Origin of the sequence: Enterococcus mundtii (assembly GCF_003957375.1) — a bacterium.
In the GTDB taxonomy this organism is placed as follows: Bacteria; Bacillota; Bacilli; order Lactobacillales; family Enterococcaceae; genus Enterococcus_B; species Enterococcus_B spodopteracolus.
Map to the genome: position 1 here is coordinate 1,714,634 of NZ_CP025473.1, position 15,932 is coordinate 1,730,565.

16 protein-coding genes, 1 other RNA gene and 2 pseudogenes are annotated in these 15,932 nt (G+C 37.2%); 7 read left to right on the forward strand and 12 right to left on the reverse strand.

Annotation, left to right across the window (positions count from 1 at the left end):
- Positions 1 to 7 precede the first annotated feature (7 nt).
- Both aroD and CYK55_RS08405 read right to left on the reverse strand, forming a co-directional pair.
- The gene (gene aroD, locus CYK55_RS08400; RefSeq protein ID WP_034687728.1) at positions 8 to 763 is read right to left on the reverse strand and encodes a type I 3-dehydroquinate dehydratase; all 756 of its coding nucleotides are present in this window, start codon (positions 761 to 763) and stop codon (positions 8 to 10) included.
- Between the two features lie 16 nt (positions 764 to 779).
- Positions 780 to 1,949 (reverse strand): class I SAM-dependent rRNA methyltransferase, encoded by a 1,170-nt coding sequence (locus CYK55_RS08405; protein ID WP_034687729.1) that lies wholly within the window; start codon positions 1,947 to 1,949, stop codon positions 780 to 782.
- A gap of 385 nt (positions 1,950 to 2,334) precedes the next feature.
- Here CYK55_RS08405 and CYK55_RS08410 point away from each other — a divergent pair, with 385 nt between their 5' ends.
- The 3 genes from CYK55_RS08410 to CYK55_RS08420 all read left to right on the forward strand — a co-directional run bounded on the left by CYK55_RS08410 (position 2,335) and on the right by CYK55_RS08420 (position 6,243).
- Positions 2,335 to 4,533: an LTA synthase family protein gene (locus CYK55_RS08410; RefSeq protein ID WP_404830910.1), complete on the forward strand. Its 2,199-nt coding sequence runs from the start codon at positions 2,335 to 2,337 to the stop codon at positions 4,531 to 4,533.
- Between the two features lie 482 nt (positions 4,534 to 5,015).
- Positions 5,016 to 5,744: a hypothetical protein gene (locus CYK55_RS08415; RefSeq protein ID WP_126134182.1), complete on the forward strand. Its 729-nt coding sequence runs from the start codon at positions 5,016 to 5,018 to the stop codon at positions 5,742 to 5,744.
- On the forward strand, positions 5,731 to 6,243 hold the full coding sequence (locus CYK55_RS08420; protein WP_034687733.1) for a hypothetical protein: 513 nt from the start codon (positions 5,731 to 5,733) through the stop codon (positions 6,241 to 6,243). Before CYK55_RS08415 ends, CYK55_RS08420 begins: the two co-directional genes overlap by 14 nt.
- A 77-nt stretch (positions 6,244 to 6,320) precedes the next feature.
- Here CYK55_RS08420 and CYK55_RS08425 read toward each other — a convergent pair whose 3' ends face one another.
- The 3 genes from CYK55_RS08425 to CYK55_RS08435 are packed head-to-tail and all read right to left on the reverse strand — an operon-like array spanning position 6,321 to position 8,810.
- A complete protein-coding gene (locus CYK55_RS08425; RefSeq protein WP_126134183.1) occupies positions 6,321 to 7,763 on the reverse strand; it encodes a sensor histidine kinase in 1,443 nt (480 codons plus the stop codon).
- Entirely contained in the window at positions 7,763 to 8,479 is a 717-nt protein-coding gene (locus CYK55_RS08430; RefSeq protein WP_034687738.1) for a response regulator transcription factor, read from the reverse strand. Before CYK55_RS08430 ends, CYK55_RS08425 begins: the two co-directional genes overlap by 1 nt.
- A complete protein-coding gene (locus CYK55_RS08435; RefSeq protein ID WP_034687740.1) occupies positions 8,460 to 8,810 on the reverse strand; it encodes an SdpI family protein in 351 nt (116 codons plus the stop codon). The genes CYK55_RS08430 and CYK55_RS08435 overlap by 20 nt, the downstream gene beginning before the upstream one ends.
- A gap of 142 nt (positions 8,811 to 8,952) precedes the next feature.
- Here CYK55_RS08435 and CYK55_RS08440 point away from each other — a divergent pair, with 142 nt between their 5' ends.
- The 4 genes and pseudogenes from CYK55_RS08440 (at position 8,953) to CYK55_RS08455 (ending at position 11,897) form a co-directional block, all read left to right on the forward strand.
- On the forward strand, positions 8,953 to 9,726 hold the full coding sequence (locus CYK55_RS08440; protein ID WP_126134184.1) for a Cof-type HAD-IIB family hydrolase: 774 nt from the start codon (positions 8,953 to 8,955) through the stop codon (positions 9,724 to 9,726).
- A gap of 374 nt (positions 9,727 to 10,100) precedes the next feature.
- Positions 10,101 to 10,773 (forward strand): annotated as a pseudogene (locus CYK55_RS08445) (CitMHS family transporter); the annotation flags it as partial.
- A gap of 244 nt (positions 10,774 to 11,017) precedes the next feature.
- Positions 11,018 to 11,713, forward strand: a pseudogene (locus tag CYK55_RS08450) (GntR family transcriptional regulator).
- Entirely contained in the window at positions 11,706 to 11,897 is a 192-nt protein-coding gene (locus CYK55_RS08455; protein WP_034687744.1) for a triphosphoribosyl-dephospho-CoA synthase, read from the forward strand. The pseudogene CYK55_RS08450 and the gene CYK55_RS08455 overlap by 8 nt, the downstream one beginning before the upstream one ends.
- Positions 11,898 to 11,980: 83 nt before the next feature.
- Here CYK55_RS08455 and ssrA read toward each other — a convergent pair.
- From ssrA to budA, 7 genes are all read right to left on the reverse strand, one after another.
- Positions 11,981 to 12,348, reverse strand: a transfer-messenger RNA (tmRNA) gene (ssrA, locus tag CYK55_RS08460).
- A gap of 227 nt (positions 12,349 to 12,575) precedes the next feature.
- On the reverse strand, positions 12,576 to 12,863 hold the full coding sequence (locus CYK55_RS08465) for a putative quinol monooxygenase (RefSeq protein WP_023519920.1): 288 nt from the start codon (positions 12,861 to 12,863) through the stop codon (positions 12,576 to 12,578).
- Between the two features lie 21 nt (positions 12,864 to 12,884).
- Entirely contained in the window at positions 12,885 to 13,523 is a 639-nt protein-coding gene (locus CYK55_RS08470) for a nitroreductase family protein (RefSeq protein WP_010735080.1), read from the reverse strand.
- 31 nt (positions 13,524 to 13,554) lie between these two features.
- The gene (locus CYK55_RS08475; RefSeq protein ID WP_034687748.1) at positions 13,555 to 13,959 is read right to left on the reverse strand and encodes a MarR family winged helix-turn-helix transcriptional regulator; all 405 of its coding nucleotides are present in this window, start codon (positions 13,957 to 13,959) and stop codon (positions 13,555 to 13,557) included.
- 285 nt (positions 13,960 to 14,244) lie between these two features.
- Positions 14,245 to 14,508, reverse strand: a complete 264-nt coding sequence (locus tag CYK55_RS08480; protein WP_034687749.1) for a hypothetical protein — start codon at positions 14,506 to 14,508, stop codon at positions 14,245 to 14,247.
- A 140-nt stretch (positions 14,509 to 14,648) separates the two neighbouring features.
- Positions 14,649 to 15,137 (reverse strand): GAF domain-containing protein, encoded by a 489-nt coding sequence (locus tag CYK55_RS08485; RefSeq protein ID WP_126134185.1) that lies wholly within the window; start codon positions 15,135 to 15,137, stop codon positions 14,649 to 14,651.
- A gap of 87 nt (positions 15,138 to 15,224) precedes the next feature.
- Positions 15,225 to 15,932: an acetolactate decarboxylase gene (gene budA, locus CYK55_RS08490; protein WP_034687752.1), complete on the reverse strand. Its 708-nt coding sequence runs from the start codon at positions 15,930 to 15,932 to the stop codon at positions 15,225 to 15,227.

Here is a 15,932-nt window from a genome sequence, read left to right on the forward strand (position 1 = left end):
GTCTAGCTTAATTTTCATTGAGTAAACTAATGATTTGTTTTAATTCTTTAACTGGTAATTGGCCAGGTGCAGAAGCTCGTGTCGCATCTAACGCACCGAAAGTGATGGCTGAACCTGTCACGTTGCCTGCAAGTCGAGAGACCATGCCAAGTTCACCCATTGACATAGTGACTAGAGGCATCGACACAAACGCATGAGCGCGACGAGTCAATTCCATCAACCGTAAAACATCACGTTCATTATTTGGCATCACAGCAATTTTTCCGATACTTGCACCAAAATGTTCCATCATATTCAAACGGTACAGCAAGACCGGATCTGCTGGTGTTTCTTTAAAATCATGACTACTGATGACCAGTGGGATCTGGCGGCGGTGGATATCATGGAGCAGATCCTTTTCCATACTTTCGATTTTGAACAACTCAATATCTAGCATTTCCACTAATTCTGTGTCGATCAAAAATTTATACAGATCGTGATAGTCTTTGATTGAAATATCTTGCGTTCCACCTTCTTCTAAACTTCGAAAAGTCAAAAGCAATGGAAGTCTTTCTAACATTTCATAGATCAGCACTAACGTTTCCTTTAGTTGAACTTTGTTGAAGACATCATGATAACAATCAAGACGCCATTCAGCCAAATCAGCACCGGCTTCCCTCGCCAGGATTGCTTCTCTCAGAAGTTCCTCGCGCGTTGTACCAGTCAAGGGCGCACAGACTTTTGGACGTCCAGTACCAAATCTTACTCCTTTTACTTGAAACATTTACTTCACGCCCTCTCTATTTTTTTATTTCATAAACAAATACCTTTAAATAATTTCCTTCCGGGAAAGAATCAATGGTTTGAAAATCATCAGGTAAACGATAAACGCCGCTGATTTGGTATTGATACTCAGCAGAGATTAGTTCATCTTCAATCATTGCTCGAAATTGATCAATCGACACATTGGCTGCATTTGTTGAGGCAATCAGGATTCCTTCATCGGCTAAGATCGACAAGCTATCTTTCACTAATTCACCATAATTTTTAGCTACACGAAAGACTTTTTTCTTGTTCCGAGCAAAACTTGGAGGGTCCAAAACGATTACATCATAAGAGAAACCTTTGCGTTGTGCATATTTAAAGTATTCAAAAACATCCATAACGATGATTTTATGGGCATCAGGTATCAACCCGTTGACCTCAAATTGTTCACGAGTTTTTTTCAAACTTCGTTTTGCTAGGTCTACACTTGTCGTTTCTATTGCCCCACCCATAGCAGCAGCTACAGAAAAAGCACCGGTATAGCTGAACATATTCAGTACTGATTTCCCTAAAGCTAAGCCATCGATCAATGCGCCTCTGACTTCTTTTTGATCAAGGAAAATTCCGGTCATCAGGCCTTCATTCAAATAAGTGGCATAAGTCACTCCATTTTCTTGGATAAGTAGTGGTTCTTTGGCCTCTTCTCCAGTCACATGCTGGCTCTCCGGTAATTGTGTTGTTTCAAAGCGAATTTTTTCGTAGATTCCGACAATTTCAGGATAAGCAGCTTGAAAAGCTTTTAATAGAACTCCACGAGCCAAATATAAGGTTTCATTGTACCAAGAAAAGACAGCAAAGCTATCGTAGTAGTCAATGATCAAACCACCGATCCCATCTCCTTCTCCATTGAACAAACGAAAAGCTGTTGTCTGCTCATCATTAAAATAGCTTGTCCTTTTTTCTTTAGCTGTCAAAAATTTTATTTCAAAAAATGATTGATCAAATGGTTCATCCTTTTGACTGAGTACCCAACCAATTCCTTTGTTTTGTTTTCCTAAATAGCCTTTTCCTAAAAATTTTCCTTGCTGATCAATTAATTCTACCCATTCTGTCGTTTTTTTCATTTGCACTAGATCTTCTTCTTGGATCAATGGATAGCCTTTTAAAAATTTCTTGACTACTCTTTTTTTTATTGTTAGTTTCATTGGCTCACCTGCTTTTTCATTCTCCCTTTTAGTATAACAAAAAACACGCTTCTTGTCTTAGAGATTCCTTGTCTTGTAGGTAGTTCCCCTTAGAAAAGAGCTAAAATAAAAACTCCTTATCTCCCACTAAAACTAAATACACGTGTTCCGAAAGTAGCTCCTTCAGAAAAAATTTGGAAAAAACGACAATTTGAAGAATGATTTTCGATTTTCCATGATGATTTCTCAGTGCTGCGCACCTTTGTCCTCCCTCTTCATGTGTAGATTTTTGCACAAAACTTAGCGATCTTAAAGAAAATCTTAATCTATCAAGCTTGATTTGTACTTTCAATTGACACTATTTTGGTCTACTAGTAAAATAGTTAGGAGTACGTGAGTCGTGAGTATGTTTCATGCCACTCTTTTTTTATGTAAGAGTGCAGAAAGGAAGATTAATTTGAAAATAAAAACACCCGCTTTTTTAAATAAAAGGCTCGGATTTTTTACTTTACTAGCCGTTTTGTTATGGGTCAAAACGATTGCTACTTATCTATTTGATTTCCATTTAGGGATCGAGAGTGGCATCCAATATTTTATCTTGTTCATCAACCCAATCGCAACGACTATCCTTCTTTTAGGGATTGCCTTATATGTTAGACGAACGAAAGCAGCGTATATCACGATGCTAGTCATCTATTTCTTGTTGACCTTGCTCTTATTTTCTAACATCATCTACTATCGTGAGTTCACTGATTTTATTACGATCAACGCGATCCTAGGCGCCGGAAAAGTCGCAAGTGGTTTAGGCGAAAGTGCCTTACGGTTATTCCGTCCTTATGATGTCCTTTATTGGATCGATATCATTTTGATCATTGCGCTTTTAGCAACGAAAAAAATCAAAATGGACCCACGTCCTGTGCGCGCTCGAATGGCGTTTGCCTTTACTACCTTAGCAGTGATGATCTTTTCTGGAAATCTATTTTTAGCTGAAGCGGATCGCCCAGAGTTATTGACACGTACATTCTCTCGTGATTATTTAGTTAAATATCTTGGACTGAACGCGTTCATGGTATACGACGGTATCCAAACGTACCAAACGAACCAAGTACGAGCTGAAGCAAGTCCAAATGACATGAAAGAAGTAGCCACTTACGTCAAAGAACATTATGCGCAACCAAACCAAGATCTTTATGGATTAGCTGAGGGCAAGAATGTTATCTATATCCATTTAGAAAGCTTACAACAGTTTGTGATCGATTATAAACTGAAAGACGAAAATGGCGTAGAACATGAAGTAACACCTTTCTTGAATAGTTTATTCCACAGTAATGAAACATTCAGTTTTGACAATTTCTTCCATCAAGTAAAAGCTGGAAAAACAAGTGATGCAGAGACATTGATGGAAAATTCATTATTCGGTTTGAACCAAGGATCACTATTCACTCAACTTGGTGGTAAGAATACTTTCCAAGCAGCACCAAATATTTTAAAACAAACAAAAGGGTATACCAGTGCAGCGTTCCATGGGAATGCTGGTACATTCTGGAACCGTAACGAAACTTATAAGAGTTTTGGGTATGATTACTTCTTTGATGCTTCATACTATGACGTGAATGACGATAACTCATTCCAATACGGTTTACATGACAAACCATTCTTTGAACAATCCGTCCAATATTTAGAACGGATGCAACAACCATTCTACTCAAAATTCATTGCTGTATCGAATCACTTCCCTTATTCAAAATTCACGAATGAGGAAGCTGGATTCCCTGTAGCTAATACGAATGATGAAACAATCAATGGTTACTTTGCGACAGCTAACTATTTAGACACAGCGGTAGAAGAATTCTTCAACTATTTAAAAGCAAGTGGCTTGTATGAAAACTCAGTCATCGTCTTATACGGTGACCACTACGGGATCTCTAATACAAGAAACAAATCTTTAGCTGAATTAGTTGGTAAAACAAGTTCGACATGGACAAATTTTGATAATGCAGCGATGCAACGCGTGCCATATATGATCCATATCCCCGGACAAACAAAAGGCGGAATCAACCATACGTACGGCGGCCAAGTCGATGCTTTACCGACATTGCTTCATTTGTTAGGTGTGGATTCAAAAAATTATATCCAATTAGGACAAGATCTCTTCTCACCTGATAATAACCAGTTAGTCGCTTTCCGTGATGGTGACTTCGTTTCACCTAAGTATACCTATTATGGTGGAGCTGTCTACAATACCCAAACAGGTGAAGTCCTATCCGATATGACTGAAGAACAACAAGCAGAAGTTACTGCCTTACGTGAAGCAGTCAGCAAGCAACTCGCCGTTTCAGACCAGATCAACAATGGCGATCTACTTCGATTTTATACAGAAAGTGGTTTAGAACCACTTGATACTTCTAAGTTTGATTACAAAAATGGTTTGCGACATCTAAGTGATACCGAACGTTCACTTGGTGACAAATCAACAAGCGTCTTCAGTGAGAACAACAACCAAACGACACAAAATCTGTACGAAACTAAAACCTTCCAAGATATCCATGGTATTCCTACTGAGGAACCCACGGATAGTGAAGATTCAGTGGAAAATAACGAATGAACAACGTGAGAACAAGTAGCTAATGTTATCACTCAACGAACAGCACTCGAGGAAATCCTTTCTTCGGGTGTTTTTTTGATCTATAACTAGAGATATAAATAGATTTGCTTATTTCTACTCAGTAATTTTTTCTTACCAGCACGATTGAAAGTGCAAAGAGATGCTACTAACCATATTAAATATACCTCTTCCCCCTCATACCTACTCTAAGTCTGAAAGGATTAAGATCCCAGACAAATCATTAGATTCTTGGGGATTCATCGCTTGTTCATAGATCTTGAAATTGATACATTTCCCTATTAGTTTTGCACTAGATCTCATAGTACGACCAAAAGAATAGCATTACTAAAGAAGTTTTTATACGCCTTCAGGTTCCCTTTGCTTGTCCTACTTGATCAGCCTCCCTTTATTTCGGTTTTTCACTAAATGATTTTCATACTTTATTCATATTCATTTTTTATACTATTCTTGAGGTGAAAAGTATGAATATGATCCGTTATTCTACCGCACGATTACTTTACTACAAAAAACAAACATTTCTATATACTTTGTTTTCAAGCTTTTCTGCTTTTCTATTATTGATCAGCTTCAACTTATATAATCTACAAACCACTTTACACAAACAAATCCAAGATCGGGTGTTGATATTTGATGCTTCTGATATCAAAGAGAACTTACCTTCATCAGAAACGCTTCAACAAGCCTATCTGGTTGTGATCAGTTGTATACTAGCACTGTTTGCCTTGTGTTTCTTTTTTTTCTTTTTACTCTCACTCTATCGTCATCGTATGGAAATCATCAATTGGCGATTAGCGGGTCTTTCCAAACCAAAAATGTTCTTCTTTATTTTTTGGCAATCCTTGATTCCATTAGTTCTTAGTTGCCTTGGCGTTCTTTTGATCGTTTTTGCTTTCCAAAATGGCTATCAAGCTTTACTCCAAAAAATCAATTTGACTTTGTTAGATTTCTTCGAACTACCGAATTTACCAAGTGTCTTTTCTTCTGGAAATGGTTTATCGATCTCGATTGACCAAAATAGTTTTTTTATGATCGATTTTTTTAGCGATAACTTTTTAGTAGATACCTTAAAAGGGATCGGACAGACGATCATTTGTTTAGTTAGTATTAGCACATTACTTAGTACCGGTCTTTTCATGATTTCAAATCGACTTTTAAAAAGAAAGAAGCTGATCATTGATGAACCAACATGATTCACTGATATCATTTAGCGGTTTTACTGTTCTGATCGGTTCGCAAGCCGAACAACAGGTGATTTTCACAGAGATCAAAGCACAACTCCTTGCTTCAGAACGAACTGATCTGATGATCGTTCAAAAAAATTGGCCGTTCTTCCCATACCTTAATTTAAAAGAACAAGTATTTTTGGACATCCCCGAAAAACAAAAAAAAGCCAAACAGGAACAAGCGCAAGCTAAGCTAATGATAGATTCCTCGCTGCTCAAAAAATCAGTAAGTGAATTGAGCACGTATGAAAGAATCATATTGCAACTGATGCATGCGATTCTCGCAGATAAAAAGAAACTGATCATCGAAGACCCTATCGATGATTTATCGATTATCGAGATTCAAGATCTTTTGACAAATCTTTGCGATTTAGTCAACGATCATTCTTTTTCGATTTTATTGATGACTCATGATCTTTCCATTGCCGAAAGTCCATATGTCACTGATTGTAAAGAAGCTAGTTGACTTGTGTTTGTTAATCTTTATAAAAAAACCGTTAAAACAAGAAAGAAGCCTTGTTTTAACGGTTTTTGATTTAGTTATCATTCGATTTCAACATCTGGTAATTTTACAGTAAATGTCGTGCCTTTTCCTAACTCACTTATTACGTCGAGTTTTCCTTTGTGCAATCGAACTAATTGTTGAACGATTGGTAACCCTAAGCCGGATTCGCCATATTTTGTGTTTTTTCTAGAAGGATCAACTTTGTAATAGCGATCCCATATGCTTTTCATTTGTTGTTCTGACATACCAATACCGGTATCGGTCACTTTGATGATCGTTTCAAGATAGCCTTTTTCTAAAGAGACTGTGATCGTTCCATTTTCAGTGAATTGGATCGCATTTTGAATAATGTTGACCATGATCTGTACAAATCGATCATAATCAGCGTATACGTCTAATTGTTCAGGTGCTTCTAAAATCAATTGATTACCCGCAGCTTCTGCTTTTGCTTCCAATTGAGCGACAATATTTTTTAACGTTTCTGTCCCATCAAATTTTTTGATGACCATACTGATTTGATTCGTTCTGATTTTTTCATAATCTAAATTCTCATTGACTAGACGAATCAAACGTTCGGTTTCATTTTTCATTAATTTAATGGCATTTTCCCGTTGGTTTTCTGGGATGGCATTATACTCCAAGCCTTCTAACAAGCCATTAATAGTTGTTAAAGGTGTCCGCATTTCATGAGAAGCATCTGCCATGAATTGTCTGCGCCGATTCTCTTGTTCCTCGATTTCTGCTCGTGATTCTTTCAGTGAGTTGGTCATCTTATTGAAATCGTCTGCTAATTCATCAAATTCATCTTTGTCATTTACAGGTAATTGCACATCGAAGTTGCCATTTGTGACTTCTTTTGTAGCATTTCTCAAACGATTGATCCGTTTGACTTGGAAAGCCGCAAAGGCATAGCTTGCGATGATTGCTATAATACTTGAGAAGATGAAGCCCTTGAAGAGATTCAAGGTGACTGAACGCACGCTATTGTCGATGTTTCTGGCTGGTTGGCTTACAACTAATCCCCCATAAAACTCATGATTCAAGTTGAAAGGAACCAAAGCATAGGAAGTGGCTTGATTCTCTCCTGCGATATTTTTATTTGAAGTAAACTTGACTTGGCGACCGCTTTTCAAACTTTCCCATTGATCTGCTGTAATCGTAAAATTCAAGTAAACCCCAGCAGTTGGATAGATCACTCGCTCATATTTATCAATAAAGATAAAATTGACATTTTGTTCAGTTAATACTTGTTCAGTCAGTTCCAACGCATTTTGGAATGCTTGATCTTGATTAAATTGAGGAAACGTATCCGCAAAGGTTTGGGTCGTTTTCTCCACCGACTCGGCATAACCAAAAAGTTGTTGGTAATTATTTTCTTCGATCGTCTGCTTGGTCAATTGCGTAAAAGAAATACCGACGATCAAGATGATCATCGCGATCATCCCACAAAATGCCAGTAATTGTTGGTATAAATAGCGCATCAGGCAACACCTGAATCATCAAATTTATAGCCTACTCCCCAAACTGTCTGGATCACTTGTGGGCCTACTTTCTCGATTTTTTGACGAAGTTTTTTGATATGGGCGTCGACGGTTCGTTCATCACCAAAATATTGATAATCCCAAACTAGTTCCAATAACTGTTCTCTTGAAAACACTTGTCTTGGTTTTTTTGCTAATGTAAATAAAAGATCGAATTCTTTTGGTGTCAATCCATCGATCGGTTGGTTATTCAAGTAGGCTTCACGCGTTTTCGTATTCATCTTGAAGTGATCGGTTTGGATGTCAAAATTTTGTTCAGATAATGGATTTTCTTCTTTTGTTTCTACCAATTCGCTACGACGGTGTAATGCCTTCATACGTGCAATCAATGTCAAGGGACTAAAAGGTTTAGTGACATAGTCATCAGCTCCCATTTCCAAACCGATCACTTGATCACTTTCAGAATCTCGGGCGGTCAACATGATGATTGGTACCGTACTTGAAACTTTTCGGATTTCTCGTCCAACCATCATGCCATCCATTGTCGGAAGATTAAGATCCAACGTGACCATATCCCAATGTTGCGGATTCTCTAAAAACGCATCTAATCCTTCTTTTCCGTCATATTTGAAGGTTGCTTCCCATCCTTCATTTAAAAAAAACATCTGCATCATTTCAGATACGGATTGATTATCTTCAATCATTAAAATGTTCATGCTCGTCTCCTCCATTTATCAAATCGTAAGTTTGTAATTTTTTTTCTGTTAATATAAAAATCGGCATGATCGGAAACACTAAGAGTAACATTTCAATAATAAAAAAATTGGTATGTCCTGTGATTTTTAATCCGTAGCCGATCAAGGTCATCAATAATCCGAAAATCAAGAAATATTTTCCGCTTGTTCGTTGGGCAATCCGCCAATGTTCGTCGGATCTGGTGGCACGTTCTGAATGATAACCATAGAAAGGTAAATTACCTTTAGAAGGCAAAATTAAAAATAAGAGCCCTATCAAGGTCAAAAAAAGACCAACTGTTAAAAAAATCATGATTTCACTCTCCAATCTCTGTCTATAGTATACTCTAAAATGGTTGCTGAACCAATAAGTTCAGTAATTCTTCACGAAACGTTTGTCTTTTGTTCATTCTTTGATAAGATAAAGATATTCAAATGAAAAAGGAGTTTTATTTGTGACAAACTATCAAGCAATCACATTTTTCGATCTCGATGGAACTTTATTAGATGGACATTCTAAAATAACTCCTGAGATCGCCGCAGCAATCCAAGCATTAAAAGAAAATGATATCCTACCTGTTATCGCCACTGGACGGACTGAAATGGAAATCAAACAAATTATGCGTGATGCAGGTATTACTTCCGCTGTAACAATGAACGGTTCTTGTATTAGCGTAGAGGGAGAAGTAATTTATTCTGTACGCTTTTCTAAAGAAGAATGTCAAAAAATGCGTGACCATATCGAAGAGCAAGGTCATGCCCTTTGTTTTTATAATAGAGAGAACATTTGGAGTACTCATCACACAGAGACCATGAGAAAAGCTTATGGCTTTATCCATTCAGATGTGCCACCAATCGATCCTTCCGCTTTTCAGGATCATCCGATCAATATGTTGCTGATTCTTTCCGAATCAGGTGATGAATATTATCATGAACGTTTCCCTGACATGACTTTTTACCGCAATAGTCCCTATTCGATCGATACGGTCAGAAAAGGTATTTCAAAAGGTGCAGGGGTCAAACGCTTAAAAGAAACATTAAAATTAGAGAATGTCCCAACTTTTGGTTTTGGTGACGGGCCGAACGATTTTGCCTTACTTGAAGCTTGTGATCACAAAATCGCGATGGGCAATGCTTACGATGAGTTAAAAGAACTTGCAACCTTCATTACGAAGAAAAATACCGAAGGCGGGATCGTTCACGCATTGAAGCATTTTGAATTGATTTGATCGTCTGCTCTCTCACAATTAGCGATTCGATATTCCATATAAATGGCTGAATCATGTAAAAAAGCCCTAGTTATCATCTAGAATTCAAGGACTCTAACTAGGGCAATAGGCTATAAATTTTTGACAGTAACGTTAAATGACTTTAATTGTGGAACTGCTTAAACATGATAAAAAGAAATAAGTTAAATCTTTGCTACCATCTTTAGCATTGCTACCAAAAGGGACTGTTCACGCAGTTTCTTTTTTCATTTCATTTTAGCCAAGGACTGAGGATTTAACCATCGTTCGTTTATCTCATGGTTAGTAAATTTTATCTAGTCAACGATAGATCTCTCCCCCGTTACTAACTCTCTTTAATTGAAGAAATCACTAAAAACACCGATCCTGAAACAGTCACAATGCGCTGTCCTAAAATTTTTGTATTCAATGGGATACTCACGATCGTGTTGATTGCCTGGTTGGTTGCTAGCTCGTTTATCTCTTCTATTGTCTTACCACCTCTTTTATTATTTTTAGTAGGAACATGCATTGCTTTAATAGTCAATTCCCCACATCTAAAAAGATCGATCCGCACGTATTGGTGCAAATGGTAGCGATGAGGTGCAAGTCGTTATTTTAGTTTTTGCAGCGGAGTTTTCAGGGGCTTTTCCAAGGTTCCGGTATGGCTGAAGCACTCGCGAATAGCTTTACTTATCTTATTCCAAAACAATTAGCAGGATGCTGGGGATTAGTCCTTGCGTTGATTTCAGCGCCCGGTACTTTCTTTATTTCAAATGATGGTTCTTATTTCGGAGTATTACCCGTTTTAGCAGAAGCCGGACATACCTATGGCTTTACGAATATGCAAATAGCTCTCGCCTCTTTGATGGGTCAAGCCTTCCATTTGCTCAGCCTTTTAGTTGCTTTTATCTATCTTTGGTTACGTTTGACCGGATTGGATATGGGAAAACGGCAACGAGAAGTTGGAAAATATGCCTTAGGTATTTTTACTATTTTTGTCGTCACAATTATTCTTTTTGCTATCTGCCATTTTATATTTCCCAATAAAAACAACCGTCTAAAGTAGATGTCCACTCTGAGAAGTGTTCCGTAAGAGTAGAAAACAATTGATACTCTCTTTTTCGATGTTACAGAACAATTTCTCAGAGTTTTCCATACGGATACTTTATTCCGATTTGTAAAATAAAAGTCATTCACGTTTTAGTCATTTCTCATGAGGTGCAGAATAAAGCATGAGAGACTTATTCATTGACTTAGTTTTTTATAGCTAAAGTAGAAAGGGGGAGAAGAAATGAACAAAGTTGTTGAAGCATTACGTAAAAATTTGGACCTCACACAAAATAAGACATTGTATGTGCTTATTTAAGAAGCGTTTCGTAAAACGATTATTCTTGGCGATATTCCTGCCAATACGTGGCTCAACGAAAAAGTCTTAGCCGAAGAATTGAATATCAGCCGTACACCTATTCGCTTAGCAATGAAACAATTAGTCAATGAAAAATTGTTTGAACGCGTACCCAAAATCGGCATCGTCGTCAAAGGTATCCACATAAAAGACGCTTACGAAATCTATGATATCCGTAAATCTTTAGATACACTTGCCACGATCAAGGCAATGAATCAGATGACAAAACAAGAGTTCATTGAGCTAAAAGAACTATTATTACGAGGTGAAAGCTATAATCAAGCAGATCAAACAGAAAAAGTCTTGCAAAATTTTTCGGACTTCAATACGTTCATCTATGAAAAAAGCCAAATGCTCCGTTTAAAATCCATTGTCTTAGAATTACAAGCTTACTTAGTTTACTTTCACGATATCGCCATTCGCTCTTCTAAACGCAGGGATAAAGCCCTTGAAGAACATTGGCTGATCTATCGCGGGATGCAAACAAAAAATGCAGAACAAATCACTTTGATCACACATGAGCATTTAGTTCGTTCATTACAATTTATTTTAGCTGAAATGGAGCGTAAAAAAATTGACTGACCACAAACTGATCGGTACGATCGCACAGGCTGCACAGCACGCTTTGTTTTACGGAGTAGCATTAAGTCCAAAACCTGGATTAGTCGACCCTATTTCAAATGGCGCGCATACAGATATAGATTTTCAGACCTTTCAAATAAGGATTCAAACAACTAACTTTGCCAATTACCTAGCAATGAGCTGACCGGAGTCAAAACAAAAAAATGTAGCAAAAACACTGTACAATCGTTGGTACAACAGTGTTTTTGCTACTTATATGATTTCTCCGAATGGAGACGGCGGGAGTCGAACCCGCGTCCAAACACATCGCCACTTAAAAATCTACGTTCATAGTCAACTCATTTAGAAGTTCGCTTTACAGCTTGCCGAGTGACAGGCATTCTGTATCGCTAGTCTGATGTTCTCTTTTTCAACTTACAGACGGAAAGTTGAAACGTATCCCACTAAAGTTAGGACCCTTACTCGAGCACATGGGCGATGCCGAGAGGATCTACGCTAACTGTTTTTAGGCAGCTAAAGCGTAAGAGTTGTTTTCGTTTTTAGCAGTTATATTTAACTGTAACGTTTTAGCGTAGACGTAACCTACGAAACGCAATTCAAGCTCGAACTGTGCCTGTCGAATCCGTAACGTCCCCTTAATAAAATGGGTTACGGTATTTTCAAGATACTTACATAATATACCACATATGTAGTTTTTTTTCAATATGGTTGATTGCTTTTCAAATAGATGCTTCACTTCTTGAGAGAAACAAGAAAGATCTAAGAGATAAATAGACATTAGACTTTTCTTGCTCCCTCTTAAAGTGAAGGTTCTTTCTACTTTAGCTACTTTGATCGCAAAAGAGCGTTTCAGCGAATTGTTTTAAGCAAGTGTTTTCGCAACATTCAATTCTGTTTCTTTTTCTGCATATTCAGGCATGTTTTTGAACAATTGTTGCAACAATGGACTTTGGTTATGTCCTTCGATTGCTTGTTCATCCCGCCAATTTTCAACCATCACAAAGACATTTACTTGTTCCGTTGATTCATACAATTGATAACTCAAACAACCGTCTTCTTTTCTAGTCGCTTCGATCAATTGTGTCGCTTCTTCTAAAAATTCAGCGCGTTTCGCTTCTTTGATGGTAAATTTTGCATTGATGATGATCATTCGTCCGTCTCCTTTTTCTTTCTATTTGAAAGAAGTGATTTTTTCTGAAGCTAAACGAACAGATTCGTAGCCTTGATCGACCGCTTTACCAACGGACAAGATCATCACAGGAACATAACGTTCTTTGTCCAAATCGAAAGCTTCTGCTAATTGGTCTGCTTCAAATCCGCCGATTGGATTTGTATCATATCCATGGCTACGTGCAGTTAACATAAATTGCATAGCTGCTAAGCTTGAATCGATTTTCACTACGTCATTCATTTGTTCACGTGTGAAATTTTTGTAATAAGGAATGATCGCTGCTAGTTGTTCGTCACGAACTTCTGCTGGCATTTTGCCTTCTTCCACAGCTTGATCATAAATTTCTTCTCCGTATTCATAGCAATTCATATCACCAAAAATCAAGACCATGGCAGATGATGTATCATTTTGTTTTGTGTTAAAACGGATCAATGGTTTCAATTTTGCTTTTGCTTCTTCGCTTTCAACTACTACAAAGCGCCAAGGTTGTAGATTCACAGAAGATGGTGCTGTTGTTGCTTCTTGGATCATTTCCAACATTTCTTCATGAGGGATTTTCACATTTTCGTCGTACACACGGATTGATTTTCTGCCAAAGACGATATCAGAAAAATCATTGTTTGCTAGAGTTTTATTCATTACTTAACCGCTTCTTTCTTTGTTTTGATTTTTAGTATAATTTATCTAGTAATTGAGTCAGTTGATCGATTTCTTCATCTGATAGCGAAACACACAGGGAGTCATCTGATTCTTGATGATTTTTTTCACACTCAGTCAATTCATTCACTGCTTTATCGGACAAAGAAACGAATACTTCACGATTATTGTTCTCATTTCTTTTTCTGATCACATATCCTTTTTGTTCTAATATCTTTAGATGACGTGAAATAGCTGCCAAATCGATTTTTAAATCGCTCTGTAACTTATTTTGCAAACATTCCCCGTTTTTTTGTAAGAACATCAAGATCTCGTACCTCGTTAAACTAAATCCAGTTTCTTTTTCAAATAAAGCTGTTCCTTCTTGACTGATGATTTTTATCTGATAAAGCAATTGACTTAACTTTCTCAGCTCCATAATATTGCCTCCTACCATCGTTGACTAATCAATTATTGACTTATCAATAATATAGATCATTTACTTCCTTTTGTAAAGTAAAAAGAATAAGAAGCAAGATAAAAGTTATTTTCCCTTTTAACTTGCCCCTTCTTCAACTGTCTGTATTCGAGTATTCTATTTCTTAACGATTATGTATGAATGTTCAATTGCTTCTATTATGTATGCAAATTAAAGGAAGTCTGATAACTAACAATGGCTTATTCAAATCAGACTTCCTGATAGGCGCTAGGTGTATTCATCACTTTAAGATACCATTGCTTGTGTGTACAGCTTGGTTGGTGACTGAAAGACTTGTTCAACGGGACTCAACTCAAAAATATCTGTATATTTTGCGACAACTTTTCCACATTTCTCTAGAATATCTAAGTGATCTGTACGATCATATTCCTCTACACTCATAATCACACAGTTTTCTAATTTTACGATTACTTCTCCGACTACTTTATTTTTGATGCCGATTGGATGACATACATATTTTTGTCCTAAAACGATTGTTTCGCTTGTCATAACCCATTCTCCTCTTGTTCTTTAATATTTTATAAAATGATAATAACATTAAAATTAGATTATGAAAACAAAAATGTTCAATAAACTAAAAAAGAGTTGAAAAAAAGTGATCAAACACCTTTTTTCAACTCTTTTTCACTTTATTTCATAACATTTACAGGAAAATCACCTAACAATAACTCAATATATCGTTCCAAAAATTCTTGATCTAAAGCATCGTAGCCCTCAGTCACACCACAATCGATATCAAGTACTCCGATCAATTGACCTTCTTTGATCATCGGCACTACGATTTCAGATTGTGCGGCTGAATCACATGAAATATAATTTTCATGGGTTTTCACATTCGCAACGATCAATGTTTTTTGTTTTTCGGCTGCTTCGCCACAAACACCTTTTCCCATTTTGATACGGGTACAGGACACTCTACCTTGGAAAGGACCTAAAATTAATTCTTGTCTATCATATAAATAATAGCCGGCAAAGACTGTTTGAGGTAAAGTTTCATTCAATAATGCAGAGGAGTTAGCTAAATTGGCTAACCAGTTGTCTTCCGCTTCTAAAAGACCTTTTTGTTGGAGTAGCAAAATTTCATAAGCATCTCTTTTTTCTTTTTCTGTCCATAACATCCAAAATCACTCCTTCTATGCCCAAAATTATAGCCTAATTCAAGGAGCAACGCTATGATTTGTTTTTGATTCTTAATGACTAGATGATCATTCTGCTTGCTCGATTTCAGCAGCTAGATCTGCATAGTCGATTTCATTTTGGATAAAAGTCGGGTCATTCGTCGGAAAATGTTGCACCAAAGATTCTATTTGACTGATTTCTACTGTTCCTTGCGACACAGTAAAATCAAGGATATGTCCTCCAAATGTTTTCTCATCGTCAATAAAATGCAAATGGAAGCCTGCAGCAGCCACCCCTTGAAATAATTCCGGTGTATAAAAACCAGCAATGGTCCCTTGAATATCTGATCGATGAAACTCTGGCTGGGATTCTGAGATTTTCGCTAAACGTCGATATGGTTTCTCTTGTTTTGGCATGATCCGGATATGCATATCTTTAAATAAACCGCTGATCTTGACTGCTAAAAAGAGATTTTTCCCTGCTGCGTCCTTTAGGATTTGTTCTTTTAATGCTTCGCTAGATAGATGTTTGACTGCAAATGAACGATCCGCTGAAAATGCAGTGATTGCCGCATAAGGAGTGGACTCTTCTCCAGACAAATGGATCAATGCGCCATCTGATCTACCTTGATAGGCTTCACCGTCTAAAAATATCACTTCGCCGTCTAATCCATGTAACGTTCCAAGACCTAGTGTACCGTACTTCAAGACCTCCGCGATGGAAGTAGTACCGTCCATCAGTCCCGCCATTAGCGCACCTAATGTCCCATGTTGATATAATAGTTTCTCTGTCAT